Genomic DNA, 24,046 nt, shown 5'->3' on the forward strand with positions numbered 1-24,046 from the left:
TGGTTAGAGGTCGCAATTATACCTTGCTGAACACAGAGTCGCCATTGCTACATGAAAGCAGGCGCAGGATTGCGGTATACTAGCGGTAATTTTTTAGAATTATGCCCATTAGAGAGCGGATTTAGCGGTTTTAATTGTTAATCTTTCTATGGGTATAAAAGTTTTGTTGCGAAACGAGCGAGTAGCACATGTTCGAGAATTTATCGGAGCGTTTATCCAAAACGCTTAAAAATATCAGCGGCCGTGGCCGTCTGACCGACGACAATATCAAAGATACGCTGCGTGAAGTACGTATGGCGTTACTTGAAGCGGACGTTGCGCTTCCGGTTGTTCGTGATTTTGTTAAGCGTGTAAAAGAGCGTGCGGTAGGTACAGAAGTATCTAAAAGCCTAACGCCAGGCCAAGAATTCATCAAGATCGTTCAAGCTGAGCTTGAAGCGGTAATGGGTGAATCAAACGAAGAGCTTGATCTTGCTGCGCAGCCACCAGCAGTTATTTTAATGGCAGGTTTACAAGGTGCGGGTAAAACAACCAGTGCTGGTAAACTAGGTAAGCTATTAAAAGAGCGTAATAAAAAGAAAGTATTGGTGGTGTCTGCCGATGTTTATCGCCCAGCCGCGATCAAACAGTTGCAAACCCTAGCATCTGATATTGGCATCGATTTCTTCCCTTCTACAGCAGATCAAAAGCCTGTCGACATCGTTACTGATGCTGTCGCACACGCTAAGCTTAAATTTTACGATGTCTTGATTGTCGATACCGCAGGTCGCTTGCACGTCGACGAAGAGATGATGGACGAGATCAAAGACGTTCATGCTGCTGCCAACCCAGTTGAAACCTTGTTTGTGGTTGATGCCATGACAGGTCAAGATGCGGCGAACACAGCAAAAGCCTTCAACGATACCTTACCACTAACGGGTGTGATCTTAACCAAGGTTGATGGTGATGCACGTGGTGGTGCGGCACTGTCTGTTCGTCATATTACGGGTAAACCGGTTAAATTCTTGGGTGTGGGTGAAAAAACCGACGCACTAGAACCGTTCCACCCCGATCGTGTGGCATCACGTATTTTAGGTATGGGTGACGTACTGTCACTGATTGAAGACCTAGAGCGTAATGTTGATAAAGATCAGGCTGAAAAACTGGCGCAGAAGTTTAAAGAGAAGAAAGGCTTCGACTTAGAAGACTTCTTAAGCCAGCTGAAACAAATGAAGAACATGGGCGGCATGATGGGCATGCTAGACAAAATGCCGGGCATGTCTCAGTTACCTGACAATATGAAAGATCAGGTTAACGACAAAATGTTTAATCAGATGGAAGCTATCATCAATTCAATGACGAAAGGTGAGCGTGAGCGTCCAGAGTTAATTAAAGGTTCGCGTAAGAAGCGTATTGCGGCGGGTTCAGGTACCCAAGTGCAAGATGTGAACCGTCTGCTTAAACAATTTACCCAAATGCAGAAGATGATGAAGAAAATGCAGAAGGGTGGCATGAAGAACATGATGCGCCAAATGAAAGGCATGATGCCCGGTGGCGGCATGTTCCCTGGCCGATAATAAACATTAAAAACGGGATATTTTCGTTAACTGGTGAAAAATTAGCTAAAGAAGTTGCATTCGTCAGTTTAAAGAGTAAAATTCCCGAGCTTAATTTGGCACGGCCCCCGTTGTTTCAGCGGGGGCAATTTTTATTCACAGTAATGCAAAGAGGACGATATGGTTACCATTCGTTTGGCTCGTCACGGCGCTAAGAAGCGTCCTTTCTATCACATCGTAGTTGCTGATTCACGTTGCGCACGCGACGGTCGTAACATCGAACGTATCGGTTTCTTCAACCCTGTTGCTAAGGGCCAAGAAGAGCGTCTACGTCTTGATCTAGATCGCGTAAACCACTGGGTTGGTCAAGGTGCAACAGTATCTGACCGCGCAGCTAAACTAATCAAAGATGCAGCGAAAGCAGCAGCTTAATTAGTCTTTAAATCTGGGTAGAAGATAAACGATGAGTTTAAAAAACCAAGACCACATTGTAGTCGGTAAACTAGGTGCCACCTATGGTATCAAGGGTTGGCTCAAAGTTTTTTCCTATACAGAACAGTCTGAAAGCATTTTTTCTTACGCGCCTTGGCTTGTAAAAGTGAAAGGCGAGTGGAAAGAGCTTCGCGTTGAATCGTGGAAGCGCCATGGCCAAGGGTTGGTTGCTAAGCTTGAAGGTTTGGATATTCGCGAGGATGCCCAAGTGTTCACTAATGCTGAAGTAACTGTACCTGCAGGTCAGCTACCTGCGTTGTCGGATGAAGAATTCTACTGGCGCGAGTTGTTTGGCATGTCTGTTTTCACTACTGAAGGTTACGACCTAGGTAAAGTAACTGACATCCTGGAAACAGGTTCAAACGACGTATTAGTAGTTAAGGCTAATCTAAAGGATGCTTTTGGACAGAAGGAACGCTTAATCCCGTTCCTCGATGAGCAGGTCATCAAGTCGATTGATCGCACTGCTCAGCGGATCGAAGTTGACTGGGATCCTGGATTCTAATCCCCGGTAATAGGTGAACAAATGAAGGTAGGCATAATCAGCCTTTTCCCTGACATGTTTAATGCCATTACCAATTATGGGGTGACAGGCCAGGCGGTAAAAAAAGGCCTTTTGTCAGTAGAAACGTGGAATCCCCGCGATTTTACACATGACAAACATCGTACGGTTGATGATCGACCATATGGTGGCGGACCCGGTATGTTAATGATGGTACAGCCTTTGCGCGATGCCATTCATACTGCCAAACAGTCCGTTGAAGGTCAGGCTAAAGTCATTTATCTATCACCTCAGGGCCGTAAGCTTGATCAAGCTGGTGTTGAGGAGTTAGCTCAGAATGAGAACCTGATTCTTATTTGTGGGCGCTACGAAGGGGTAGATGAGCGCATTATCCAACAAGAGGTGGACGAAGAATGGTCTATCGGGGATTTTGTGCTAACTGGGGGCGAATTGCCTGCCATGACGTTAGTTGATGCAGTTGTCCGGTTTGTTCCGGGCGTGCTGGGAGACTTTGCGTCAGCAGAAGAAGATTCTTTTGCAAATGGCTTGTTAGATTGCCCACATTATACTCGTCCGGAAATGTTGGATGGGCAGGAAGTACCAAAAGTATTACTGTCAGGAAATCACAAGGACATTAGTCGCTGGCGATTAAAGCAATCGTTGGGCCGAACTTGGCTAAGAAGACCAGAGCTCCTGGAAAACCTAGCTCTGACTGACGATCAGGAATTCTTGCTCGCGGAGTTTATCCGTGAACATAGAGCAAGCATTTAATTAATTTAGTATCAGTTTATTCTAGGGTATACACCAATGAGTAACATCATCAAGCAGCTCGAAGACGAGCAACTAAAACAAGACCTACCTACTTTTGCACCTGGCGACACTGTTGTTGTTCAGGTTAAAGTAAAAGAAGGTGACCGTGAGCGTCTACAGGCGTTCGAAGGCGTGGTTATCGCTAAGCGTAACCGTGGTCTACATTCTGCATTCACAGTTCGTAAAATCTCGAACGGTGAAGGCGTTGAGCGTGCGTTCCAAACTCACTCTCCAATCGTTGACAGCATTACTGTTAAGCGTCGTGGTCTAGTACGTCGTGCCAAACTGTACTACCTACGTGAGCGTTCAGGTAAAGCGGCTCGTATCAAAGAGAAACTTGCTCGCAAGTAATCGAACGTGTAAGACGTTTATCGAAAAAGCCCACCTTATGGTGGGCTTTTTTTTGTCTGCAATATAGAGCATACCGTAATCAACTTCATTTGCTTATAGCTTAATAAGTAAAATGCAGACCTAAGGTAAGCGTATTCAGTCGAGCTTCTTGAGGCAGAACGATGTACTGGGTTTCTAACCCAATCAATAAATTATGACTGAGGGGGGCTTTAATACCAAAGGCGAGGTAGGGACGAACACCTTGAAGGGTTTCTTGTTGATTATTGCCATCCTGCCACTGTTCGTATTTAACGTGTGTGTAAGCCGCGCCAAACTTTCCGTAGGCATAAAAACGATTCATGACCGGTACTTCACCACGTAGAGCCAGTATTCCACCTCGATAATCTGCATTCACGGGCTGTGATGTCGCATTACTTTTTATATTGTCATCATCAGCGATATTAAGAAATGAAGCGACTTCAATCGCCATCCCAGGGGTTAATGCATAGCTATAACCAAGCTGAGTGATCCAGCTGTCGTCTTGTTGCTCGCCTGTACTAAAATTACCATAACCCGTATGTACATAGACTTGGTTTGGGTAGTAAGCCGAAGCGGAAAAACTTATGGTGCTACACAGCAGTGCGATGCAAGATCGAGAAGAGAGTAAAGTCATAGCCTATGCATTAATAATGCTCAGTAAAAAACTGAGTGTTATGTGATTTTTGAATGAGTCAAAAATACAGGAAAGGCTGGGTAATAGGAAGAAATGACATAAAAAAGCCAGCTCGAAAGCTGGCCTTGATCGTTAGGGGAACGGGGGAATAAAGGTGCTACACAGTTTCTAGTTTGCCATCATCTTCATCTGCAAGGTCAGTTTCGCCTTTGCCTTTTGATTTTTTAATAACGATGACCGTAACTGCTAGGCTACTTACGATGCCAACAATGGTGGACAGCGTCATTGGTAAGCCAAAGCCCAGTTGCGCATTACTTAGGATAAAGGTGATACATACGGTTGTCATAAAGATAGCTGGGATAGTCGCGACCCAGTGCAGTTTGTTATGACGAAGTAGGTAAGCAGATGCTGTCCATAACATCATTACGGCTGTTGATTGGTTAGCAAAGCCGAAGTAACGCCAGATGATACCGAAGTCAACTTGAGTTAGCACACCACCCAAGACGAATAGTGGTAGCGCCATTAGAAGACGATTACGTAGTGTTTTTTGTTCCATGTTGAAGTATTCAGCAAGGATCAAGCGGCTAGAGCGGAACGCCGTATCCCCAGATGTAATTGGTAGGATCACGACACCAAGGAAAGCTACCACACCACCGACGACACCGAGCAGGCCGATAGATGAATCATAAACGACACTACCTGGGCCACCGGTTTTCACGGCTTCTGCTAATGATTCCACTGAACCGAAGAAAGACAAGGCAAGAGCACACCAGATCAGGGCAATTACACCTTCACCAATCATTGCGCCGTAGAAAACAAAACGTCCATTCTTTTCATTTTCCATACAGCGCGCCATCAATGGTGACTGGGTTGCGTGGAAGCCCGAGATTGCACCACAGGCGATAGTGATAAATAACGCAGGCCAAAGTGGTAAGTCATTTGGGTTCATATTGGTGAACATCTGACTCATTTCGTAATCGCCAAGTAGTGAATGCTCACTGGATACGGCGATAGCAGTAATCAGACCAACTGACATGAATATCAGTAGAGCGCCAAATAGCGGATAGAAACGACCAATGATTTTATCAACTGGCACGATTGTCGCGATGATGTAATAAGCAAAGATAATCACGACCATGGTTGTCATCGACAAGTTCATGCTAGTTTGTTCGTTAACTAGATTCGTTATCATACCTGCTGGCGCAGATACAAAGACCACACCCACAAGCAGCAACAGTACGATAGCAAAAATGTTCATAAAGTGTTTTGCACCGTTGCCTAAGTAGCGACCAGTTAATGTTGGCACTGATGCACCGCCATTACGTACCGATAGCATCCCTGAAAAATAGTCATGCACTGCACCGGCAAAAATACAGCCTAATACAATCCAAAGCATGGCTGCAGGGCCGTATAAGGCACCCATAATTGGACCAAAAATTGGGCCAACACCTGCGATATTGAGTAGTTGTACTAGGTAGACTTTCTTTGTCGACATCGGTACATAGTCAACACCATCCGTTTTGGTATATGCAGGCGTTTGGCGTTTTTCGTTAATGCCAAAAACTTTTTCAATGAATGCTCCGTAGATGAAATATCCACCTATCAGTGCGGCAACGCAGAGTAAGAACCAAGTCATTTTGTTTTCTCGCTGTGTTTGTTTGGGGGAGTGCTTATCGTGCCATCTTACGAATCTAGAGCAGAGATGCACTGAATAAACCAGTGAGTGGTTGTATAGCGAGGTCAGTGGTCGGTGAGTTGATTGAGTGGTTTTAGTTGAGTGCTCGTTTGTCGGTAGATAGATTTTATCTTTGCGAGGTAAGTCCATAATTGCGACAGAGAATTCAGTCTTGGTTAAGTATTTTAACCTATTGTAAATTGGTCATTGTTATCGGTGGGGAAAGTTATGTTGAAGGCGATCAGTGTGACAATTATATTAATTTCATTATTGGGTGGATGCTCTACGACCATTTCTACACAGTCGTTAATAACTGATGAAAACTGGTCTCAGCTTGGATTTAATAAAGGGCGACGAGGAGAAAATCCAGTTGCGGAGGCTGTTCTTCAAAAGACAGTTTCTGAAGTAAACGACATTGTTAATCTTGATTACGATACTTACCTTAAGGGGTATCAGAAAGGGTTGGAGTCTTATTGCTCACTGGAACAGTTACGTCAAATGGGCATGGAAATGAAAATGGACTGGGGTGTTTGCGAATTTCGCCGCGAAGGCGAGGGCCTGTATCAAGTGTATTGGAAGCAAGGGTTTGATCGCAGCATGTCATCGGATGGTATGGCTGGTTACTGACCTTTGCCTGTAAGCAAAGGTCATAACGAGCTTAGCTGAGCCCATATCTGTCTTTGAGTTCTTTGAGGTAACGGCGGCTCACGGGGACTTGTGAACCATGTAACGTGGTGATTTCAGCTAAACCATTTTCAAGTAATTTGATTTCCCTGATCGCTTGCGGGTGGATCAGATATTGGCGATGGCAACGGATCAGCGGTGTTTTTTCTTCGAGCACTTTTAGGGTGAGTTGCGTCGTCGCTTGGGTATTTGGGGTGATCACATGTACCCCCGAGAGATCAGAAAAAGCGGTTTCAATCTCATTTGGGCGTAGCAAAATAATACGGTTATGACCGCAGCACGGGATCAATTCAAGCATGTCATTGGTTATTGGCGAGTAGTCTTGAATCGCACATTCACGTTTAAGGCGCTTGATGGTTTTTCGTAAGCGGTCGTTCTCAACGGGTTTGAGTAAATAATCAAAGGCATTATCTTCAAAGGCTTTGAGGGCGAATTCATCATATGCGGTGACAAATACGACTTTAGGCATAGTGTCGGGGTCGAGCATGCTCAGCATTTCAATCCCTGTGATTTGCGGCATTTGAATATCCAAAAAAATCACATCAGGTTTTAGAGTATTGATTTTTTTCAGTCCCTCAATTGCATTAGGGCACTCATCAATCACCTCTATTTCACCACTTTCAGTCAGTAAATCGATCAGCTCTTCACGGGCATATAATTCATCATCTATCACCAGTGCTTTAATCATGTGAGGGTTTCTCCGTTGAGGCTGATTGTAATTTTAACTGTTGGTTGAGCGGCGCTGTATTGGTAAGTAGCGCTGCGGGTAAAGTGATGACGGCTTCTGTCGATTCGTTCGGCTGGCATTTCATGCTAACGCCATATTGTTTACCGAACATATTTTTAAGGCGTTTGTCGACAATCTTCATACCAAGCCCACTTTCTTCACCTACAGGTTGGTAGCAGCCTGCATTATCAGCGACAACGAGTGTGATCGTCTGATCATGAACGGCGCCGCGAATATGAATAATACCATTCTCTAATAGGGTTGAAGTACCGTGTTTGATGGCGTTTTCCACTAAAGGTTGCAAGGTAAAGGTGGGCAGCTTAAGAGTGAGTAAAACCTCTGGCACATCAACCTGTACATTTAGGCGATCAGAAAAACGAGCCAGTTCAATCTCTAAATAGGCATGAATATGTTGAAGCTCTTCTTTGAGTGTTACCGTTTCGATGTTTTGTTTTAAGTTACGACGGAAAAATTGCGATAAGTGCTGGATAAGCTGACGGGCTTTATCGGGATCACGGCGTACAACGGCATTGATGGTATTGAGTGCATTAAATAAAAAATGGGGATTCACTTGTGCTTGTAGCAAGCGCAACTCTGCTTGTGTTAACAAGGTCTGTTGCTGAATATAACGTCCGGTCAAAATTTGGTTTGAGAGTAATTTGGCTATGCCTTCACCCAGCGTCAGATTAACGGTCGAGAATAGCTTTCGCTTGGGTTCGTATAATTTTATGGTGCCTAGTACTTCATTATTACCACCAATTAGCGGGATCACTAAAGCGGAGCCTAACCGACATTTCTCATGGAGTGAGCAGCAATAAGGGATGTCGTAACCGTCGGCATACACCAGTTCACAGCTATCAATAGCGCGGCGGGTATAGCCTGATGAAATGGGGGTGTCCGGTAAATGGTGGTCGTCACCTATGCCGATAAACGCGAGAATCTTTTCTCTATCAGTAATGGCTACAGCGCCAACCTCGGTTTCTTCGTAAACAATCTGAGCAATTTTTTTAGATGTTTCTTTATTGAAGCCTTGGCTCAAAATCCCAACCGAGCGTTGTGCAATTTTGAGTGCTCGGCTAGAAAAGGCAGCAGAGTATTTTTCGTATATGGTTTTACGGTCTTGGATAATACTCATAAACAGAGCGGCACCCAGTGAATTCGCAATTACCATCGGCAAGGCGATAGCGCTGACTAAATGTAGGGCTTGATCAAATGGTTTAGCGACCACCAGAATAATCAACATCTGCATGATTTCAGCAAAAAGCGTAATAATAAAGACGATAAAAGGCTTAAAAAGTTGTTCAACTTGACCTGAACGAACTAAATATAGGTGCAGCAACCCGCCCATGACTCCTTCCATGGTCGTCGAGATAGCGCAGGCGACATCAGTAAACCCACCCATAGAATAGCGGTGCATTCCGCCCGTGAGCCCCACTGCAAATCCGACGATCGGGCCGCCTAGTAATCCGCCCATTACGGCCCCAATAGCGCGAGTGTTGGCTATTGCATCGTCGATGTTTAAACCAAAGTAAGTACCTAAAATACAGAACAAAGAAAACAAAATGTAGCAGGAAAACCGTTGCGATAACCGCCCAGAAATAGTCGTGATGGGCATGAATAATGGTGTTTTACTCAGGAGGTAAGCAATAACTAAATACACACTGAGTTGTTGCAAAAGCGAGAAAATCAGTTCCATGAGGCGGCCTATGACGGTGATTAGCAATATGGTAACCAGCTTTGAGGGATAACCCCAATATTTATTGCGTGTAAATTTAAATTTACGAATGGTAAATATTGTTTACACCCTGTTGCAATGGGAGGAAAAGGCTTGTTAATGTGACTCTTAACATGAAGCAGAAAAGATTCTGCTAGCATAAAAAGACTGAGACAGATTTTACAGGGAAGCCAACATGCAAAAAGACCAACTCAATAATATTCACATTCAAGATGAACAAGTATTGATCACGCCTGATCAACTCAAGGATAAGTTGCCTGTTAGTGAATCTGCTTTTGGCTTTATTCAACAATCTCGTCAAACCATTGCCGACATTATTCATAAACGCGATCATCGTTTACTGGTGGTGTGTGGCCCATGTTCTATTCACGATGTTGAAGCTGCAAAAACGTACGCGAAAAAGTTGAAGCAGCTTTCTGAGCAACTCGACGATCAGCTTTACATCGTAATGCGTGTGTACTTTGAGAAACCTCGTACCACGGTGGGCTGGAAAGGTTTGATCAATGACCCACATTTAGATGGCTCTTTTGAGGTTGAAGAAGGTCTCCACATTGCGCGTCAGCTATTGATTGATTTGGTTGAAATGGGTATTCCATTAGCAACCGAAGCCTTAGACCCAATCAGCCCGCAGTACATTGGTGATTTATTTAGCTGGGCAGCCATTGGTGCTCGTACGACTGAATCACAAACACACCGTGAAATGGCAAGTGGTTTATCTATGCCTGTTGGCTTTAAAAATGGTACCGATGGTAGCCTCGGTACTGCAATTAACGCGATGCAAGCTGCAGCTTCAGGTCACCGCTTTATGGGGATCAACCGCCAAGGACAGGTTGCTTTGCTAAATACCCAAGGTAACCCGGATGGTCATGTGATCCTCCGTGGTGGTAAACAAACAAATTATGATTCTGTCTCTGTGACTGAGTGTGAAAACGAGATGAGTGCTGCAGGCCTATCTCCGTCTCTGATGGTAGACTGTAGCCATGCAAACTCGCGCAAAGACTACCGTCGTCAGCCTTTAGTTGCTGAAGATGTCATTCACCAAATTCGCGAAGGTAACCAATCAATCATTGGTTTGATGCTGGAAAGCCACATCAATGAAGGTAACCAAAGTGCAGACCTAGCACGTAACGAAATGGCTTACGGTGTGTCAATTACCGATGCCTGCATTAATTGGGATGATACCGAGTCACTTCTACGTCATGCGCATAAAGAACTAGTCCCTTTTTTACAAGAACGTAATCAATAAGTACGGAAAGCAGAGTCATGGTCGCGGAACTGAGCAAATTAAGAGATCAAATCGATGAGGTTGATCGCCAGATGGTTGAGCTATTAGCCCGCCGTCTGTCATTAGTGGAAGATGTTGGTCACGTAAAAAGTCAGCATGGGTTACCTATTTACGCCCCCGATCGTGAAGCGGCAATGCTAGCTTCTCGTCGTGAAGAAGCCGAAAGCAAAGGGGTACCACCTGATCTGATTGAAGATATTTTGCGCCGTACCATGCGTGAATCATACTCCAGTGAAAATGACTCTGGCTTCAAATGCCTCAAGCCTGATCTGCGCCCGATTGTCGTGGTAGGTGGTCATGGTCAACTGGGTGGATTGTTCTGTCGTTTATTTGAACTGTCGGGTTACCAAGTACGTAAGCTAGGTAGTGATGAATGGGATCAGGCAGATGAAATTTTAGCGGATGCAGGTATGGTTGTGGTTTCGGTGCCAATCAACGTTACCGAACAAGTGATTGCCAAGTTAGGCAATTTACCTGCAGATTGTATCTTAGCGGATTTAACCTCGATAAAAAGTGGTCCGTTACAAGCCATGCTTGAAGTACATAAAGGACCGGTTATTGGTTTGCACCCAATGTTTGGCCCTGATATTCCAAGTCTTGCAAAGCAAGTGATTGTGTACTGTGATGGGCGTAACCCAGAGCATTACCAGTGGCTATTAGAGCAGTTCCAAATTTGGGGTGCGAGCTTAAACCGGATCAGTGCGATTGAACATGATCAGGGCATGACGTTGATCCAAGCGTTGCGTCACTTCACTTCATTTGTCTATGGGGTACACCTTGCCGAAGAAGATCCACGATTAGACCAATTGCTTTCGCTAAGCTCACCGATTTATCGTTTAGAGCTTGCAATGGTTGGGCGACTATTCGCGCAGGATGCACAGCTGTATGCCGATATCATAATGTCTGCCCCGCAAAACTTGGCGATGATTAAACGCTTCCATCAACGTTTTGGCGAAGCGATTACCATGCTTGAAAGCCAAGATAAGGCCGCATTCACTCAAGCCTTTGACCAAGTTGAAAATTGGTTTGGTGATTACGCCCAGCACTTCTTAACGGAAAGCCAAGGGTTATTGCGCCAAGCGAATGATTCGACCCACAGATCATAAACCACAACATTATTCAGGCGAGAGTGGTTATTCATTTTCGCCTGTATTCTGTAAAGCTTCTTGCTCGAGTATTCCAAAATTGCACAATTCCTTTCTCCCTGCGTTTGCGCTAACTTCCAATAAAAACGTAACCGAGTAATCACTCACAAACATTGTTTGCGAGTGAGAGCGTTTTAATTTTACTGCGCAATATGAATTTGCTCGATATTATTTATGCTAACACTCTAATTAAATGGATGTTTATACCTAATCTCTCCCTGTTATTTGCTTCAACTACAGATATTAAGATATTAGGAGAGGGGTAATAATATGGATTCGAGAATGAAATTAAAAATGTTAGTTGGCGCGTTAATCTTGTCTAGCTCATCGGCGATGGCGTTTAGTTTTGGTAGCTTAACAGGGGATGGTTTACCCAGCTTAACGTCCAGTCGAACCGAAGGTTTGGGGATTGCTCAAATTTCAGTACCTTATGCAAATAGCGTTAACTACTTTGGTTATATTGATAAAAGCTCAAAGCCATCAGCAAAAATTAAAGGGAAAGATGCGTACTACTTGTATGTGTGGGTGCCTGCTGCATTGGATGAATTGGGTGTGCGTATGATTTCACCTGTGGGGGATTTAGCTGAACCAACGAGTGATGATTTCGTTCAAAAAGGCTTTGAGAAAAAGCTCAAGAAAGATGCGGATAAATGGTTTGATACTTGGATCCGAGTGGAGCGTATGAGCGTGTTCTCACCCGATAAAATCAAAAATGCCAAGAAGGTCTTTAGCGTATTAGATAATGATGATGATGGCGATGACACTTATGAAGAAGAGCGCCATGCTAAATACAATTCCTTAGTTCGCATTGAAACACAGGTAAATAAACCAGAAAAAGCCCTAACGCGAGGTTTGTACCGTGTTGCATTTACCACCTTTAAAAAAGGGAATGTCAGTGGTTCATTTGTTGCAACGGTTGGTACCAATGTACCGGGTGTGAAAATGGCAACCTCATTGTCTGAACTGCATAAAATGGTTAACTAAATTGTTATCTTCTCAGTAATTACCATTGGCATCAGTGGTTGTTCAAAATAAAAAACAAGGGAGCCTGATGCTCTCTTGTTTTATTTTAGTTATTTGAGTCTGTTTCGTTTTATCAAAACTCAATATCAACGGGTTTTACATTCTCGCTTGGGTAGCAACCTAGCACTTTAATGAAGCGGGTTAAGCGCGTGAGTTCTTCGAGTGCGCCTTGCATCACTTCCGATTTTAGATTCTGCTCAACATCAAGGTAGAACATTTCTTCCCACGGATTGCCAATAACGGGACGAGACTCTAGTTTAGTCATATTGATATTGAGGTTACGCAGTACCACTAAACACTCAACCAAAGACCCCGCTTTCTGAGCGGTAGACATGATTAAGGTGGTTTTAGCGGGGATCAAAGACGTCACTTCCACGGGTTTACGGGCAACAACAATAAAACGCGTGAAGTTTTCTTGTTGGTTCGCAATACCTGACTTCACCGCTGTTAAGCCATATATTTCACCGCTGGAGGCATTGCCAATCGCTGCGACATCAGCACGTTGCAGTTCAGCCACTTTTTGCATCGCTTCAGCAGTACTCGAGCAATACTCTTGGTTGATATTTCCCATTGTATGTAAATATTCACTGCACTGCTGGTGGGGCTGTGGGTGAGAGTACAGCGTGGTAATTTGGTCTAGGCTAGTATCGGTTGCGACAAGTAAGCAGTGCTCAATCGGTTGGGTGATTTCACCGACAATCGACAGGCTAGTATGTTGAAGTAAATCGTACACTTCATTGATAGAGCCAGAGCTGGTGTTTTCAATGGGAAGCACCCCATAGTCAGCATTGCCTGTTTCGACGGTATTGATGACATCACGGAACGTCGAACAGCTCATCTCAACCAGTTTAGTTTGTTTTTTACTGAAGTAGTTACGGCTGGCAAGGTGAGAATATGACCCTTGAGATCCTAAGAAAGAAACTCGAGCTACAGGTTGTAAACTTTCTGGGTTGGTGAGTTTTTGCAAATATGCCTGCTGGTATAAGACTGAATCTTCAATAATGGTATGAAATATTTGGGTTACATACTGTGGATCGAGTTGTAGTGCATTACCCGCATCAACTAAACGCAACAACAAGGCTTGTTCCCGCGTTAAATCACGTACTGGTTTAGCTGTTTCAATTTTGCTTTTTGCGACTTCAAGACTAAGTTGGCGACGTTCAGCTAATAGCTGCAAAAGTTCGTTATCTATTCGGCTCACATTCTTGCGAATATCGTCCAATGAATATTGTTGTTCTGTCATAAGGATCCTTGTTATCGCGGCAACTTATCGGTTAATACGGTATATATGTTGTGAATACATGCAAAAAAGCCCCCCGTTTGGGAGGCTTTCTATTCGTCTTTATCTTCTTTCTTGCATAACGAATAGCCTCCACTAAGGGGACATAAAAAAGAAGGTAAAGAAAAACAGGTTTGTTATAAGCATTTGTAGAGAACACTCGTTTCGTATATGTAATAATTTGTTTACAGTCTTGTATCCCTTATGGGATTAAATCACCATATTGTGGTTGGCTAGGGTTGTCAAGGTGAAACCCTAGCCAAAACGAACAAACCCCGCACAGGGCGGGGTTGTTATCAATTCCTCTTCAAAGCTTGCGGTTATACGTCAGCTTCTTCTTCTACCTCTACTTCAGCAAGCTCGGGTTTGTCACTGTGGCTTGCTCGGCGCGCAGAAGGCTTATGCGCTTGTTTATTCAGTTGGCGTTCGAGTTTTTGATAGACTTCAGTAATTGCACCGTACATGTCGTCGTGCTCTGCTGAGGCAACAATATTACCTCCCGGAATAGCAGCAGATGCTTCAACTTTAAATTTACGGCTAGGCTCAGTGCTAACAACGGCATGCTTGTTAATTAGCGGCACTTGATACTTTTCTAACTTATTGAATTTTAGTTCAATTCTCTCACGGATAGCAGGGGTGATATCTAGGTTTTTGCCGGTGATTTCTACTGTCATAATTATCTTCCTCTTTTGCTACCCTTCGTTGGGTTGAGTTCAGATTACTAAATTCAGGCGATGATAATGTGATCTGCGTCACGTTTTGTTTTTTTAAAATATATCCAGAATAATTCTGTGATCAAATCGGTTTTGTCGTAAAAAACTTTCACGAAAAGGCTTGTTTATACCGATCAGGTTAAGGCAGTATGAAGGAAGATAAAACGCTGGCGGCTGGTGCTGACTAGGGGACTTTTTCGATTAGTTACAAACAGTTGTGTTATTTTTGTCCGTTTCGTTCTCGGTGTTATGAGCCACGTAATTGGTGAGCGACAGGCAATGATTAACCAAAACTGGGAAAATTATTAAATTGATGGTGTAACTCGAGTTCTAAAATCGAATGTTTATTATATTGAAATGGACGAGATGAATTGAGCCCGCGTTAATGCATTACTTCATTATAGAATTCAAAAAAACGGCAGCCTGAGGCTGCCGTTTTTCGTTTATGACATTAGTTTATCAACTTGGATTCAGCGCAATTTGCTTTTTAGTATTGGCAATGGGCTCTTCAAGTCCTAATGCTTCATATGCGGTTAGCATTAAATCCAATGACTTACGCGCCGCTTCAGTGTCTGGGTATAAACGTTGGATTTGCTGGCAGCGGTTAACGGCAGCTACCCATGCTTCACGGCGAACATAAAAGTCAGCAGTGGCTAACTCGTAATCAGCAAGACGATTTTTCAGGAAAATCATACGAGCTTTCGCATCAGCAGCATATTGGCTATCTGGGAAGCGATCGAGTAAACGTTTAAAGTCACGGAAAGCCGTGCGTGCAGGTACGGGATCGCGGTCGTGGCGATCGACACTAAACAGATCGTGCATAAAGCTACGGTCTTGTGCCATATGAGTGAGGCCACGCATGTACATCACCCAGTCTGTTTTTTCATGAACTGGATTTAAACGATTAAAACGGTCAATGGTGGCTTCACCTAACGCGAGATCGTCGTTCTTGTAGTAGGCATAAATGAGATCCAATTGTACCTGTTCAGAGTAGGCACCGAATGGATAACGTGAGTCGAGCGTTTCCAAACGTTCGATGGCTTTTGTCCAGCTACCACTTTGTAGGGCTTCTTGCGCAGTGGCATAAAGCTCAGAAGGTGGTACATCTGGCACAACTTCATCAGTGCTGGAACAGCCCGAAAGAAGGGCGACAGCAAGAATCGCTGTGAGAGTCAGGCGTTTCATTACGGCGTCAGATTCCTTGATCAAAAATTTTATTTCTGTGATCCATTACGGTGAGAGCCGTTAACAGATACAATGACACTATTAGGTTATTTTACTCAGCGTTTGGCATTTAGTCTCACGCTTTTTGAAAAAGTTCGCTATGGCACAGCAAATAGAGTTAACAAATACAGTAAATGAGAGCCAGCTAGGCAAACGTCTAGACCAGGTTATCGCAGAATTATATCCAGATTACTCTCGATCTCGCATCAAGGATTGGATTCTTGGCGACATGGTGTCGGTTAACGGCAGTGTCGTTAATAAGCCACGCGCAAAAATGATGGGTGGCGAAGAGCTGCACATTATTGCAGAGATTGAAGATGAAGTTCGTTGGGAAGCACAAGATATTCCGTTGAATATTGTGTATGAAGATGACGATATTATCGTGATCAACAAACCTCGTGACTTCGTGGTTCACCCAGGCGCCGGTACGCCAGATTGCACGGTATTGAATGCGTTATTGCATCATTGCCCGTTGCTTGCTGAAGTACCGCGAGCTGGTATTGTGCACCGTTTGGATAAAGACACGACCGGTTTGATGGTTGTGGCTAAAACAATCCAGTCGCAAACACGTTTAGTGCGTGCGCTACAAAAGCGTAAAATTACGCGTGAATACGAAGCTATCGCTATTGGTAGAATGACGGGCGGTGGCACGATTGAAAAGCCAATCGGTCGTCACTCGACTAAACGAATCTGCATGGCTGTTCACGAGTTAGGTAAACCTGCAATTACACACTACCGTGTTGCAGAGCACTTCCGTGAACATACGCGTTTGATTTTACGTCTTGAGACGGGTCGTACGCACCAGATCCGTGTTCACATGTCATACCTGACTTACCCGCTAGTGGGTGATGTGCAATACGGTGGCCGTCCGCGTCCACCACGCCATGCATCTGATGAGTTAATTGCCGCGTTACGCGCATTTGACCGTCAAGCACTGCATGCTCGTATGTTGCGTCTTGCTCACCCAATGACGGGTGAAGTGATGGAATGGCATGCACCGCTACCAAACGATATGGTGGCGATGATCGACATTCTACGTAAAGATAAAGTCGAGCATGGCGTTGATGACTATTAATATCAGCAGCTAGCGTCAGCTAACACCAATGGATGTGATGAGATGATGACAACGCAAATTATCCCTGACTGGCCTGCACCTACGAATGTGAAAGCAATTAGCACAACACGAGTCGGTGGAACCAGCGTAGCGCCCTACCAAAGTTTTAACTTGGGTTTGCATGTGGGGGATGATCCTCTGGCGGTTTGTCATCATCGTGATAGTTTGCAGCAACAGCTACAACTGCCATCATCACCGGCTTGGTTAAATCAAACACATAGCACGACAGTCTTAACGCTAACGAAACCTTTGCTTGAAGTTGTCGATGCAGATGGCAGTTATACCCAGCAATCGGGTATCGCCTGCACTGTAATGACTGCCGATTGTTTGCCTGTTTTATTGTGTGATAAAGCGGGTACGCAAGTCGCGGCTGTTCATGCGGGGTGGCGCGGTTTAGTCGATGGCATTATTGAACAAGCATTAGCATTATTTAATGCGCCAAGTAGTGACATACTTGTATGGTTAGGCCCTGCTATTGGCCCACAGCAATTTGAGGTGGGAGAAGAAGTACGCCAGCAGTTTATGGCTGTGCTTCCTGAAGCCGAGTGTGCATTTACAGCACACGGTGAAAAGTGGCTAGCTGATATTTATCAGTTAGCTCGTCAGCGCCTATGCCATAGCGGTATTACCCATATTTATGGGGGAGAGCACTGCACCGTGACTGAATCTGATACTTTCTTCTCTTATCGCCGTGATGGTGTGACGGGTCGTCAAGCGAGTTTGATTTGGATTGAATAATCTTTTTTAATTAATCCGTAGCGACAATGAAAAAAGCCCTGCAAGCATTACCTTGCAGGGCTTTTTTATGTTCTGAGATTAAGCCATTAGTTAATAATGGTGATATTCATCGGGTTTGCTTGTGACAGCTGAACTACATTTGCACCAAAGGGGACAGAGTACAGCTCGTAGCCGTTGTCTTTTGCACGGTAGAATCGTTGGTTTACGGTATCGTGTAGCAGCACAACACCTTTATAACTGACTGTGCGCATCATGGCATTTTGAATAACCACAATATTTGTCGCTGCCGTTTTGGGATTGCGACGGTTTTCAATGCGATCTTCAGTACGGGATTCAACTCGTGCTTCTTGACGTACTTCTTGGCGTTTTTCCTGAATATCGCGTTGCGCCATAACATGAGTAGATGAAGCAAGTGCGGCAATGATAACAGCGCTGGTAGTTAGGCCTTTCTTGAACATGATTTTTCCTCGATATGGAACGTCGTATTGATTAAATGGTACGGCATTCTATATTTGGCTGTCAATATTTAGAATGGCATTCCATTTAAATTATCGTTAATGAAGAAAAATTAGTTTATATGTCTGGGAGGGAATATAGATCAGGCGTTATTTAGTAAGTTTGCATAACAAACTCTTCGCGGTTGTGTTGAAATTCTGAGAGATCAACTCCATATATATTAGAGAGAAATAATATCGATATGGGAGGACTTATGCGTCTTGACCGATTTACCAGTAAATTTCAAATGGCGATATCTGACGGACAATCGCTTGCATTAGGGCGAGACCATCAGTATATCGAACCCGCTCATTTGATGTCGGCGTTGCTGAATCAAAATGGCAGTACGATCCGCCCGTTATTGACCATGCTGGATGTTGATACAACGCAATTACGTTCTCGCTTATCAGAACAGCTTGATAAATTCCCTAAAGTGACTGGCATTGGTGGTGATGTTCAGCTTTCACACAGTATGGGGATGTTGCTGAACATGTGTGACAAGCTGGCACAAAAACGAAAAGATAAATACATCTCCTCTGAGTTATTTATTTTGGCTGCCGTTGACGATAAAGGTCCATTAGGACAGTTACTGAAAGAACTCGGTTTAACGGCGACTAAGGTAGAAAAAGCCATCGACCAAGTGCGTGGTGGACAAAATATTGATGATCCTAATGCTGAAGAAAACCGCCAAGCGTTAGAAAAATTCACCATCGATCTGACTGAGCGAGCAGAGCAAGGCAAACTTGACCCTGTGATCGGCCGTGATGATGAAATCCGCCGTACGATTCAAGTCTTACAGCGTCGAACTAAAAATAATCCAGTGATCATTGGTGAGCCAGGTGTGGGTAAAACGGCCATTGTTGAAGGGCTCGCACAGCGGATTGTGAATGGTGAAGTACCAGAAGGTCTTCGTAATAAACGAGTATTGTCACTGGATATGGGCGCATTGATCGCAGGTGCGAAATACCGTGGTGAATTTGAAGAACGCTTGAAGTCTGTTTTGAACGAACTATCTCAAGAAGAGGGGAGTGTCATCCTCTTTATTGATGAGCTTCATACTATGGTCGGCGCAGGTAAAGGCGAAGGCTCTATGGATGCGGGTAACATGCTAAAGCCTGCATTAGCGCGGGGTGAATTACATTGTGTTGGTGCGACAACACTGGACGAATACCGTCAATATATAGAGAAAGATGCCGCGCTTGAACGCCGTTTCCAAAAAGTGCTGGTGGATGAACCTACGGTTGAAGATACCGTGGCAATTTTACGTGGTCTAAAAGAGCGCTACGAACTTCATCATCATGTGGAAATTACCGACCCCGCAATTGTTGCGGCTGCGCGTTTATCGCAGCGCTACGTGTCAGACCGTCAGTTGCCCGATAAAGCAATCGATCTGATTGATGAAGCAGCTTCCAGCATTCGTATGCAAATCGACTCTAAACCAGAATCACTTGATCGTTTAGAACGTCGTATTATCCAACTTAAAATAGAGCAACAAGCGCTGGCTAAAGAAAGTGATGATGCAAGCCAGAAGCGCTTGAGCGATTTACATCTTGAGCTTGAAAGCAAAGAGCGTGATTACGCTGAATTAGAAGAAGTATGGAAAGCTGAAAAAGCGGCATTGTCAGGCACTCAACATATCAAAACAGCCCTTGAGCAAGCGCGAATGGATATGGAGATAGCTCGCCGTGCAGGCGACCTCAATCGTATGTCTGAGCTGCAATATGGCAAAATCCCAGAGCTTGAAAAACAGCTCGATTTGGCCGCCCAAGCTGAGATGCAGGAAATGAGTTTGCTGCGTAATAAAGTAACTGAAGCTGAAATTGCTGAGGTTCTGTCGCGTCAAACAGGTATTCCTGTTGCGAAAATGCTTGAAGGTGAACGTGATAAATTACTGCGTATGGAGGAGGAACTTCATAAGCGTGTGATTGGTCAAGATGAAGCAGTAGATGCCGTATCTAATGCCATTCGCCGTAGTCGCGCTGGACTTTCTGATCCAAACCGTCCGATTGGTTCCTTTTTGTTTTTAGGACCAACTGGGGTCGGCAAAACAGAGTTGTGTAAGTCTTTGGCTAAATTCATGTTCGACAGCGAAGACAATATGGTTCGTATCGACATGTCTGAGTTTATGGAGAAGCACTCAGTGGCCCGTCTTGTTGGGGCTCCTCCTGGCTATGTCGGTTATGAAGAAGGCGGCTATTTAACTGAAGCTGTCCGTCGTCGTCCTTATTCTGTCATTTTGCTTGATGAAGTAGAAAAGGCACACCCTGATGTATTTAATATCCTTTTACAGGTATTAGATGATGGCCGCCTTACTGATGGCCAAGGGCGTACCGTTGATTTCCGAAATTGTGTCATCATCATGACATCGAACTTAGGCTCTGATCGTATTCAAGAGAACTTTGGTGAATTAGATTATGCTGGCATAAAAGATATGGTTTTAGAGGTCGTTAGTCACCATTTTCGCCCTGAGTTTATTAACCGTGTGGATGAAACAGTGGTGTTCCACCCTCTCGGTCAAGAGAACATTCAGCATATCGCAAGTATTCAGGTTGAACGTTTGGTTCAACGACTTGAAGAGAAAGACTATAAATTATCGTTGGATGAGAGTGCATTGGCATTAATTGCTAAAGCCGGATTTGATCCTGTGTATGGCGCAAGGCCACTTAAACGGGCTATTCAACAATATATAGAGAACCCACTTGCTCACGATATCTTGTCGGGTAAGTTAGTTCCAAGCAAAGTGATTCAAGTCGTGGCGGCTGACGGTAAAATTGTCACTAAGCAATAAAGCGGCTTGAGTCGATAGCCAACCCACTATTAGTGGTACAGCTAATAGAAAACACCGAGGTGAGTGATTGCTTCGGTGTTTTTGTATTCGTAATAACAAAACGCGCAAAGAGATGCGGCATTTATTTCCTTTACCTTAATTTACCTGCGAATTCATTTTCGATTCATCTTGAGGCTTGTAATGTGGTTGGGTAATCACACTGGCATCAGCTTATAGTAAGGAGTCATTATGAAAAGCTTAATGGATCAATTGTTAGGGCAAGCAACCAAGCTTATGGATAGCGGTAAGTCGGCGGCAGTAAGCTCATCATCGAATAAAACCGATTTACTTAAAGGCGCTGTCGGCGGTGGATTAATCGGCACATTATTAGGTAATAAGAAAAGTCGAAAGATGGTCTCGAAATATGGCACCAAAGCGGCAATGGTTGGTGGCACTGCTGTTGCTGGTACATTGGCTTATCAGGCCTATAAAAAGTGGCAGCAAGATCAGCCAAGTGAATCGACGGCTCCTCAACCTTTATCTACGTCCTCGGTTAATGATAAAGCCATTGAAGTAAAGGCAGAGGCGAGCGCAGAAAACGTATTACTATTAAAAGCGATGGTATTTGCTGCGAGATCTGATGGACATGTAGATGAAGCCGAAAAACAAGCGATAACGGGATGGGTGCATCAGCAAGGTGTCGGTGAAAATGTTGAAACCATAATTTCACGCTGGATGAATGAACCACTAGATCCTGCTGTATTGGCGAAGGACGTTACCAATCTAGAGCAAGCATCAGAAGTCTATTTAGTCTCATTACTCGCAATTGATGTTGATCACTTCATGGAAAAGGCTTATTTAGCACAGTTATCTCACGCATTAGGACTACCACAGGGTTTAGTTGAGAAAATAGAAGAGCAAGCATCACTATAATCAGAGTGATTGGCGTTGTTATTTGACCGCTTTAGGCTGATTAGGTGTAATTTTGTTCGGTCGGGTGCTTTTGTTGAAGTTATTTCAAAAAGCCCCTTGCCAATGCGATCGAAGTCTCTATAATGCGACCTCACTGACACGGAGCAAGGCGCTAAGCCCGTTACGAAGTCAGTATGTTCTTTAACAATTTGACCATGCAATCTGTGTGGGCACTCGTGAAATGAATAGTCAAAACTGTTCATTGTGACTTTTTAAGTAACAATGAATTTGGCATCAATGAACTGAGTGACCAATACAAAACTTAAGTTTACTTAAGCTTTGGCACAGTCAATTCGAATATCATGACTAGCTTCTAGTTATCGATATTCAATCAGTATTCATTGAGCCATCAAAAACTTTAAATTGAAGAGTTTGATCATGGCTCAGATTGAACGCTGGCGGCAGGCCTAACACATGCAAGTCGAGCGGTAACAGGAATTAGCTTGCTAATTTGCTGACGAGCGGCGGACGGGTGAGTAATGCCTGGGAATATGCCTTGATGTGGGGGATAACTATTGGAAACGATAGCTAATACCGCATAATGCCTACGGGCCAAAGAGGGGGATCTTCGGACCTCTCGCGTCAAGATTAGCCCAGGTGGGATTAGCTAGTTGGTGGGGTAATGGCTCACCAAGGCGACGATCCCTAGCTGGTTTGAGAGGATGATCAGCCACACTGGAACTGAGACACGGTCCAGACTCCTACGGGAGGCAGCAGTGGGGAATATTGCACAATGGGGGAAACCCTGATGCAGCCATGCCGCGTGTATGAAGAAGGCCTTCGGGTTGTAAAGTACTTTCAGTTGTGAGGAAGGCGGTAACGTTAATAGCGTTGCCGTTTGACGTTAGCAACAGAAGAAGCACCGGCTAACTCCGTGCCAGCAGCCGCGGTAATACGGAGGGTGCGAGCGTTAATCGGAATTACTGGGCGTAAAGCGCATGCAGGCGGTCTGTTAAGCAAGATGTGAAAGCCCGGGGCTCAACCTCGGAACAGCATTTTGAACTGGCAGACTAGAGTCTTGTAGAGGGGGGTAGAATTTCAGGTGTAGCGGTGAAATGCGTAGAGATCTGAAGGAATACCGGTGGCGAAGGCGGCCCCCTGGACAAAGACTGACGCTCAGATGCGAAAGCGTGGGGAGCAAACAGGATTAGATACCCTGGTAGTCCACGCCGTAAACGATGTCTACTTGGAGGTTGGGACCTTGAGTCCTGGCTTTCGGAGCTAACGCGTTAAGTAGACCGCCTGGGGAGTACGGTCGCAAGATTAAAACTCAAATGAATTGACGGGGGCCCGCACAAGCGGTGGAGCATGTGGTTTAATTCGATGCAACGCGAAGAACCTTACCTACTCTTGACATCCAGAGAATTCGCTAGAGATAGCTTAGTGCCTTCGGGAACTCTGAGACAGGTGCTGCATGGCTGTCGTCAGCTCGTGTTGTGAAATGTTGGGTTAAGTCCCGCAACGAGCGCAACCCTTATCCTTGTTTGCCAGCACGTAATGGTGGGAACTCCAGGGAGACTGCCGGTGATAAACCGGAGGAAGGTGGGGACGACGTCAAGTCATCATGGCCCTTACGAGTAGGGCTACACACGTGCTACAATGGCGTATACAGAGGGCTGCCAACCAGCGATGGTGAGCGAATCCCAGAAAGTACGTCGTAGTCCGGATTGGAGTCTGCAACTCGACTCCATGAAGTCGGAATCGCTAGTAATCGTGGATCAGAATGCCACGGTGAATACGTTCCCGGGCCTTGTACACACCGCCCGTCACACCATGGGAGTGGGCTGCACCAGAAGTAGATAGCTTAACCTTCGGGAGGGCGTTTACCACGGTGTGGTTCATGACTGGGGTGAAGTCGTAACAAGGTAGCCCTAGGGGAACCTGGGGCTGGATCACCTCCTTAAACGATAGACTGCTTGTTTGATGCAGTGTCCACACAGATTGCTTGGTTAAAATGTAAAAGAGTGAAAAATCATTAGTGATTTTTCAAGAAAGTACTTAGTCCCGTTCGTCTAGAGGCCTAGGACACCGCCCTTTCACGGCGGTAACAGGGGTTCGACTCCCCTACGGGACGCCACTTTCTAAAAACATTCGCTTGAGTGTAATTAGAAAGTGGATGTCTACGGAC

21 protein-coding genes, 1 tRNA gene, 1 rRNA gene and 1 other annotated feature are annotated in these 24,046 nt (G+C 44.7%); of the genes, 15 read left to right on the plus strand and 8 right to left on the minus strand.

All coding sequences use genetic code 11. The features are described 5' to 3' along the window. Positions 1-188 precede the first annotated feature (188 nt). The 5 genes from ffh (at position 189) to rplS (ending at position 3,690) form a co-directional block, all read left to right on the plus strand. Entirely contained in the window at positions 189-1,556 is a 1,368-nt protein-coding gene (gene ffh / locus OCU87_RS02860) for a signal recognition particle protein (RefSeq protein WP_062688026.1), read from the plus strand. Between the two features lie 159 nt (positions 1,557-1,715). Next, the gene (gene rpsP, locus OCU87_RS02865) at positions 1,716-1,967 is read left to right on the plus strand and encodes a 30S ribosomal protein S16 (protein WP_048900827.1); all 252 of its coding nucleotides are present in this window, start codon (positions 1,716-1,718) and stop codon (positions 1,965-1,967) included. Positions 1,968-1,998: 31 nt separating this feature from the next. Then, positions 1,999-2,532 carry a ribosome maturation factor RimM gene (gene rimM, locus OCU87_RS02870; protein ID WP_062688027.1) on the plus strand — a complete coding sequence of 178 codons (534 nt, stop codon included), beginning with the start codon at positions 1,999-2,001 and terminating at the stop codon, positions 2,530-2,532. 21 nt (positions 2,533-2,553) lie between these two features. Then, positions 2,554-3,300: a tRNA (guanosine(37)-N1)-methyltransferase TrmD gene (trmD, locus tag OCU87_RS02875; RefSeq protein ID WP_062688028.1), complete on the plus strand. Its 747-nt coding sequence runs from the start codon at positions 2,554-2,556 to the stop codon at positions 3,298-3,300. 36 nt (positions 3,301-3,336) lie between these two features. Beyond that, on the plus strand, positions 3,337-3,690 hold the full coding sequence (gene rplS / locus OCU87_RS02880; protein ID WP_062688029.1) for a 50S ribosomal protein L19: 354 nt from the start codon (positions 3,337-3,339) through the stop codon (positions 3,688-3,690). A gap of 100 nt (positions 3,691-3,790) precedes the next feature. On the opposite strand, the gene OCU87_RS02885 is transcribed toward rplS, so the two are convergent. Together OCU87_RS02885 and OCU87_RS02890 are read right to left on the minus strand one after the other, a co-directional pair. Next, positions 3,791-4,342 carry a porin family protein gene (locus tag OCU87_RS02885; protein WP_261857798.1) on the minus strand — a complete coding sequence of 184 codons (552 nt, stop codon included), beginning with the start codon at positions 4,340-4,342 and terminating at the stop codon, positions 3,791-3,793. A 157-nt stretch (positions 4,343-4,499) separates the two neighbouring features. Next, on the minus strand, positions 4,500-5,978 hold the full coding sequence (locus OCU87_RS02890; RefSeq protein WP_261857799.1) for a carbon starvation CstA family protein: 1,479 nt from the start codon (positions 5,976-5,978) through the stop codon (positions 4,500-4,502). A gap of 285 nt (positions 5,979-6,263) precedes the next feature. On the opposite strand from OCU87_RS02890, the gene OCU87_RS02895 reads away from it, so the two are divergent. Further along, positions 6,264-6,644 carry a DUF2799 domain-containing protein gene (locus OCU87_RS02895; protein WP_241148773.1) on the plus strand — a complete coding sequence of 127 codons (381 nt, stop codon included), beginning with the start codon at positions 6,264-6,266 and terminating at the stop codon, positions 6,642-6,644. Positions 6,645-6,675: 31 nt separating this feature from the next. Here the strand turns inward: OCU87_RS02895 and btsR are convergent, their stop codons facing one another. Both btsR and OCU87_RS02905 read right to left on the minus strand, forming a co-directional pair. Beyond that, complete coding sequence (btsR, locus tag OCU87_RS02900; protein WP_261857800.1) at positions 6,676-7,389, minus strand: two-component system response regulator BtsR; 714 nt, start codon at positions 7,387-7,389, stop codon at positions 6,676-6,678. After that, on the minus strand, positions 7,382-9,124 hold the full coding sequence (locus tag OCU87_RS02905; protein ID WP_261857801.1) for a sensor histidine kinase: 1,743 nt from the start codon (positions 9,122-9,124) through the stop codon (positions 7,382-7,384). Before OCU87_RS02905 ends, btsR begins: the two co-directional genes overlap by 8 nt. 214 nt (positions 9,125-9,338) lie before the next feature. Here OCU87_RS02905 and OCU87_RS02910 point away from each other — a divergent pair, with 214 nt between their 5' ends. From OCU87_RS02910 to OCU87_RS02920, 3 genes are all read left to right on the plus strand, one after another. After that, positions 9,339-10,409, plus strand: coding sequence for a 3-deoxy-7-phosphoheptulonate synthase (locus OCU87_RS02910; protein WP_062688034.1), 1,071 nt, complete (start codon positions 9,339-9,341; stop codon positions 10,407-10,409). 17 nt (positions 10,410-10,426) lie between these two features. Next, complete coding sequence (gene tyrA / locus OCU87_RS02915; protein ID WP_062688035.1) at positions 10,427-11,554, plus strand: bifunctional chorismate mutase/prephenate dehydrogenase; 1,128 nt, start codon at positions 10,427-10,429, stop codon at positions 11,552-11,554. 321 nt (positions 11,555-11,875) lie between these two features. Then, positions 11,876-12,577: a LipL32 family surface lipoprotein gene (locus OCU87_RS02920; RefSeq protein ID WP_189337882.1), complete on the plus strand. Its 702-nt coding sequence runs from the start codon at positions 11,876-11,878 to the stop codon at positions 12,575-12,577. 112 nt (positions 12,578-12,689) lie between these two features. On the opposite strand, the gene pheA is transcribed toward OCU87_RS02920, so the two are convergent. The 3 genes from pheA to bamD all read right to left on the minus strand — a co-directional run bounded on the left by pheA (position 12,690) and on the right by bamD (position 15,793). After that, positions 12,690-13,859, minus strand: a complete 1,170-nt coding sequence (pheA, locus tag OCU87_RS02925) for a prephenate dehydratase (protein WP_261857802.1) — start codon at positions 13,857-13,859, stop codon at positions 12,690-12,692. A gap of 59 nt (positions 13,860-13,918) precedes the next feature. Beyond that, positions 13,919-14,040, minus strand: a sequence feature (Phe leader region). Positions 14,041-14,215: 175 nt separating this feature from the next. Beyond that, positions 14,216-14,569, minus strand: coding sequence for a ribosome hibernation-promoting factor, HPF/YfiA family (gene hpf, locus OCU87_RS02930; RefSeq protein WP_062688037.1), 354 nt, complete (start codon positions 14,567-14,569; stop codon positions 14,216-14,218). A 498-nt stretch (positions 14,570-15,067) separates the two neighbouring features. Next, positions 15,068-15,793: an outer membrane protein assembly factor BamD gene (gene bamD, locus OCU87_RS02935; protein WP_062688038.1), complete on the minus strand. Its 726-nt coding sequence runs from the start codon at positions 15,791-15,793 to the stop codon at positions 15,068-15,070. A 139-nt stretch (positions 15,794-15,932) separates the two neighbouring features. Between bamD and rluD the strand changes: the two genes are divergently transcribed. Together rluD and pgeF are read left to right on the plus strand one after the other, a co-directional pair. Next, positions 15,933-16,907 (plus strand): 23S rRNA pseudouridine(1911/1915/1917) synthase RluD, encoded by a 975-nt coding sequence (gene rluD, locus OCU87_RS02940; protein ID WP_261857803.1) that lies wholly within the window; start codon positions 15,933-15,935, stop codon positions 16,905-16,907. Between the two features lie 42 nt (positions 16,908-16,949). After that, positions 16,950-17,684, plus strand: a complete 735-nt coding sequence (gene pgeF / locus OCU87_RS02945) for a peptidoglycan editing factor PgeF (protein WP_261857804.1) — start codon at positions 16,950-16,952, stop codon at positions 17,682-17,684. An 86-nt stretch (positions 17,685-17,770) separates the two neighbouring features. On the opposite strand, the gene OCU87_RS02950 is transcribed toward pgeF, so the two are convergent. Continuing rightward, entirely contained in the window at positions 17,771-18,142 is a 372-nt protein-coding gene (locus OCU87_RS02950; protein WP_062688039.1) for a hypothetical protein, read from the minus strand. Between the two features lie 251 nt (positions 18,143-18,393). On the opposite strand from OCU87_RS02950, the gene clpB reads away from it, so the two are divergent. From clpB to OCU87_RS02970, 4 genes are all read left to right on the plus strand, one after another. Continuing rightward, positions 18,394-20,967, plus strand: coding sequence for an ATP-dependent chaperone ClpB (gene clpB / locus OCU87_RS02955; RefSeq protein ID WP_062688040.1), 2,574 nt, complete (start codon positions 18,394-18,396; stop codon positions 20,965-20,967). Positions 20,968-21,195: 228 nt separating this feature from the next. Next, complete coding sequence (locus OCU87_RS02960; RefSeq protein ID WP_261857805.1) at positions 21,196-21,879, plus strand: tellurite resistance TerB family protein; 684 nt, start codon at positions 21,196-21,198, stop codon at positions 21,877-21,879. 399 nt (positions 21,880-22,278) lie between these two features. Next, positions 22,279-23,821, plus strand: a 16S ribosomal RNA gene (locus OCU87_RS02965). Between the two features lie 98 nt (positions 23,822-23,919). Continuing rightward, a tRNA-Glu gene (locus tag OCU87_RS02970) sits at positions 23,920-23,995 on the plus strand. The last annotated feature ends 51 nt before the right edge of the window (positions 23,996-24,046 follow it).

This window comes from Photobacterium sanguinicancri, assembly GCF_024346675.1.
Taxonomy (GTDB): domain Bacteria; phylum Pseudomonadota; class Gammaproteobacteria; order Enterobacterales; family Vibrionaceae; genus Photobacterium; species Photobacterium sanguinicancri.

Coding starts and splice junctions, on each gene's coding strand:
- ffh (WP_062688026.1), top strand. CDS start 189: ATGTTCGAGAATTTATCGGAGCGTTTATCCAAAACGCTTAAAAATATC.
- rpsP (WP_048900827.1), top strand. CDS start 1,716: ATGGTTACCATTCGTTTGGCTCGTCACGGCGCTAAGAAGCGTCCTTTC.
- rimM (WP_062688027.1), top strand. CDS start 1,999: ATGAGTTTAAAAAACCAAGACCACATTGTAGTCGGTAAACTAGGTGCC.
- trmD (WP_062688028.1), top strand. CDS start 2,554: ATGAAGGTAGGCATAATCAGCCTTTTCCCTGACATGTTTAATGCCATT.
- rplS (WP_062688029.1), top strand. CDS start 3,337: ATGAGTAACATCATCAAGCAGCTCGAAGACGAGCAACTAAAACAAGAC.
- OCU87_RS02885 (WP_261857798.1), bottom strand. CDS start 4,342: ATGACTTTACTCTCTTCTCGATCTTGCATCGCACTGCTGTGTAGCACC.
- OCU87_RS02890 (WP_261857799.1), bottom strand. CDS start 5,978: ATGACTTGGTTCTTACTCTGCGTTGCCGCACTGATAGGTGGATATTTC.
- btsR (WP_261857800.1), bottom strand. CDS start 7,389: ATGATTAAAGCACTGGTGATAGATGATGAATTATATGCCCGTGAAGAG.
- OCU87_RS02905 (WP_261857801.1), bottom strand. CDS start 9,124: ATGGAACTGATTTTCTCGCTTTTGCAACAACTCAGTGTGTATTTAGTT.
- OCU87_RS02910 (WP_062688034.1), top strand. CDS start 9,339: ATGCAAAAAGACCAACTCAATAATATTCACATTCAAGATGAACAAGTA.
- tyrA (WP_062688035.1), top strand. CDS start 10,427: ATGGTCGCGGAACTGAGCAAATTAAGAGATCAAATCGATGAGGTTGAT.
- OCU87_RS02920 (WP_189337882.1), top strand. CDS start 11,876: ATGAAATTAAAAATGTTAGTTGGCGCGTTAATCTTGTCTAGCTCATCG.
- pheA (WP_261857802.1), bottom strand. CDS start 13,859: ATGACAGAACAACAATATTCATTGGACGATATTCGCAAGAATGTGAGC.
- hpf (WP_062688037.1), bottom strand. CDS start 14,569: ATGACAGTAGAAATCACCGGCAAAAACCTAGATATCACCCCTGCTATC.
- bamD (WP_062688038.1), bottom strand. CDS start 15,793: ATGAAACGCCTGACTCTCACAGCGATTCTTGCTGTCGCCCTTCTTTCG.
- rluD (WP_261857803.1), top strand. CDS start 15,933: ATGGCACAGCAAATAGAGTTAACAAATACAGTAAATGAGAGCCAGCTA.
- pgeF (WP_261857804.1), top strand. CDS start 16,950: ATGATGACAACGCAAATTATCCCTGACTGGCCTGCACCTACGAATGTG.
- OCU87_RS02950 (WP_062688039.1), bottom strand. CDS start 18,142: ATGTTCAAGAAAGGCCTAACTACCAGCGCTGTTATCATTGCCGCACTT.
- clpB (WP_062688040.1), top strand. CDS start 18,394: ATGCGTCTTGACCGATTTACCAGTAAATTTCAAATGGCGATATCTGAC.
- OCU87_RS02960 (WP_261857805.1), top strand. CDS start 21,196: ATGAAAAGCTTAATGGATCAATTGTTAGGGCAAGCAACCAAGCTTATG.